This is a genomic window from Alteromonas sp. KS69, from assembly GCF_003989595.1.
Classification (GTDB): Bacteria; Pseudomonadota; Gammaproteobacteria; order Enterobacterales; family Alteromonadaceae; genus Alteromonas; species Alteromonas naphthalenivorans.
The window spans coordinates 1-2,387 of sequence record NZ_PYHU01000067.1 but is presented as its reverse complement, the minus strand read 5'-3'; the positions used below and the strand labels follow the sequence as shown (position 1 = coordinate 2,387).

The following is a 2,387-nucleotide window of genomic DNA, read 5'->3' as shown; positions in this document are numbered from 1 at the left end:
ATCCCTTGGTAATCACACTAGTACAAATTATGTTGTTACAAATTATGTGATAGAACGGTGTTTGTACCATCTGATTCATGTCTTGACATGGTAGAGGTCCCCTGTTCGAATCAGGGTAGTCGCACCACTTCTTATATTCAATTTATTACCACCTGATTTCTACCATTTTCTTTTGCCTGATATAGCGCATCATCTGCACGCTTTATTGACGTATCTAATGTTCTGTTGGATTTATTCCCAAGCGATACCCCTACGCTAAATGTCATGCTTAAATCTCCTTTAAGGGCATCAATGTTGTTGCAGTACTTTTGATAAGTTGCAGCTAGCTTTTCAAACATCAGTCGAACCACTTTTTCGTCCGACGAATGTAAAATGAATAACCATTCCTCGCCGCCGTAACGGCCAAAATCATCATGTTTAGACAGTGTCTCTTTTGCAGCATTGGCAAAAGCAATCAGCACTAAATCACCCACATCGTGTCCATACTCGTCGTTAATTCTTTTAAAGTAATCTAAATCAACGATGGCGATGGTTATGTTTTGTTGGGCAAGTTTAGAGTTGGCAGTAGCCAATATTCCCCGACGATTAAGACAGTTTGCTAGGTGATCAGTGGATGCCATACGATGATATTTTTTTCGTTGGCGTGATTGTCTGTAAACTAAAAGCGAGGCGACAAGAACTAAAATAAAAGCGATGGTAGCACTTAAGCGCCATATAATTTTTTGCTGATATTCCTCTTTAGCTTGAAGGTTACTAATATCTTTTTCGTATTCTAACTTACGGATTGTGTCTTCTTTTTCTTTTACTTCAAACTTTACTTGTAAGGCTTTAATGTTACTTTCGCTCGTGGCCTCGAAGTGTTTTTTAGTATAAAAAAGCTTTTTTTCTATGGCATCAAATGCTTCATCAGTACGATTAAGTTTTCGCTTTAATTCGTATCTTTCACCAAAAAATTCCGCTTTATAAATACTACGGCTAAATTTATCTATGATGAGAAAAACGTCATCATTAATTTTATTAGCTTTCTCTAATGCATCTTGTTTTATATATACATTGCTTAGCAAAATCATCGAAGCAAGTTGCATATCATTAATGCCCGCTGACATAGCAAGCTCGATATTTTCTTTAGCTAATATCTGCGCGCTATCGTAATTGGCCTGAAGATATTGAATATTTGCAATTGAGTATTGGGCAAAAGCGAGCCCCTTGTTCATATTAACGTCTTTAAAATAGGCTAATGCTTTGTTTAAATAGACTAATGCGCTTTGTGGGTCGCCAGTCTCAAGAAGTATATTACCCAAGCTCCAATACGCTTTTGCCGTAAAAAGCCCATCATTTGTTTTCTCGAATGTCTCTACGGCCTTTTTCGCGTAACTTACCGCTTTGTCCTCATCTTCCTCTAAGTACCCATAGGCATCGGCTATCTTTCTGTAAAAATAGCCTTGCGAAGGAATGTCATCGCTTTTTATCGCTAATTCAAGACCTTCTAACGCGGCACTCAGCGTTTTTCTCAACGCATCATCAGCCGTATAGTAATAAGCCAACGCGCGAAAAATAATAATTTTTTCATTTACTGAGTGTTGCGAAATTTGCGCTTCTAGCTTTTTAGAAAGATTTTTTGCTGGGGTGGAATCATCTAATCTGGTAAGAGCTTTTAGTTTTGTCTCTAAGAACAGTAGATAAATATCTTTTCGCTTTATTAATTCTTTGTGATTTAAATAGTGTGATAAATGAGCCGTTAAATCAGCATATTTTTCCTGTCTAAAGAGGAGTTCAGAATAGAGCGCTGCTGCTTCTAAGTGAAGCTCCTCCCAGCCTTGTTCCTGACTTACTTTAAAGGCACTTTCTAATTTTTCTTTGTTACGAAGGTAATCAAGTTTGTTTTGCCTAATGTCATTAATAACGCTGCGTGTACTTTCAAAGTCGAGAACGCCTAAAAATGGGTTTGAAGCGCTTTCGGATGCACGACTAGTTTGAGTCACAGACATTTGAGTCAAGCATAAGAAAAGTAAGATCGCCCAAGCGTTACGCCAACGCCCGTTAAATAACCCTTTATTCTGCAATTTCTTATTGATAATTATCACTTGTAAACCAGTAGATATTTATTGCACCTAGCACTGTAGCATTAGCCGAAAAATTAATGGCTTATGCTTAAGGCGTGTTGATCTTTCGTGATTGGTTTTTGAGCAGCATGGTAAAGAGTTATAATTTGCTTCGCCAAAAGTAAAAGAACAACTCACTACCATGCCGAGACTAATGCTAACTGATAAGCGGTGGCAAAAGCTACTTCAAGTAATGAAGAGTACAGGCCGCATTTACAATAAAACAGATCAAAGAATGACGTTTGAAGGGAGCCTCTTACGGATGAGAGAAGGAAGTCCTTGGCG

1 protein-coding gene and 1 pseudogene are annotated in these 2,387 nt (G+C 38.0%); one reads left to right on the top strand and one right to left on the bottom strand.

Annotated features, from left to right (window positions below; all coding sequences use genetic code 11):
• Positions 1 to 137: 137 nt before the first annotated feature.
• Positions 138 to 2,075, bottom strand: a complete 1,938-nt coding sequence (locus C7Y69_RS21225; protein WP_409513445.1) for a diguanylate cyclase — start codon at positions 2,073 to 2,075, stop codon at positions 138 to 140.
• A gap of 169 nt (positions 2,076 to 2,244) precedes the next feature.
• On the opposite strand from C7Y69_RS21225, the pseudogene C7Y69_RS21220 reads away from it, so the two are divergent.
• A pseudogene (locus C7Y69_RS21220) lies at positions 2,245 to 2,387 on the top strand (IS5/IS1182 family transposase); the annotation flags it as partial.